1 protein-coding gene is annotated in these 578 nt (G+C 53.6%); it reads left to right on the top strand.

All coding sequences use genetic code 11. The features are described from left to right. Positions 1 to 80 precede the first annotated feature (80 nt). On the top strand, positions 81 to 578 hold a 498-nt coding region (locus GSP01_RS14655; protein ID WP_141354699.1), incomplete at its 3' end, for a transposase.

Below are 578 nucleotides of genomic sequence, written 5' to 3'. Positions count from 1 at the left end.
TGGAGGGTTCGAAAAACCCACTGGTTTTGGGTCGGCCTTTATGATTCCATTTTTCCTACGTTGATTGGGTATGGTGGAAGATGAAGCAGCCGGGTTTCTTTGATGTTGAAGAGCGGCTTGCTCGATTGAGCGGACTTGGTGATCAGCTCGAAGCGTTTTCCCGGACTGTGGATTTTGAAGTCTTCCGCCCTGACCTGGAGAAGGCTCTGACGTATTCTGACGGAAGCAAAGGCGGACGACCGCCATTTGATCCGGTGCTGATGTTCAAAATTCTGGTGATCCAGACGCTCAGCAATTTGTCTGATGAGCGGACGGAATATCTGATCAACGATCGCCTCTCCTTTATGCGTTTCCTTGGTCTGGGACTTTCAGATCGGGTGCCTGATGCCAAAACGGTCTGGCTGTTCCGCGAGCGTCTGACCCAGGCGGGTGCGATCGATGGGCTGTTCAACCGCTTTGATGCGACCCTGCGCAACGCCGGGTATTTACCGATGTCCGGCCAAATCCTGGATGCCACGCTCATAGCTGCTCCAAAGCAGCGGAACACCAACGCAGAGAAAGCCGATCTTCGGGAAGGA

Origin of the sequence: Gluconobacter sphaericus NBRC 12467, assembly GCF_006539125.1 — a bacterium.
GTDB classification, from domain to species: Bacteria; Pseudomonadota; Alphaproteobacteria; order Acetobacterales; family Acetobacteraceae; genus Gluconobacter; species Gluconobacter sphaericus.
The sequence above is the reverse complement of the archived record's forward strand: the minus strand, read 5'-3'. Positions and strand labels throughout refer to the sequence as shown.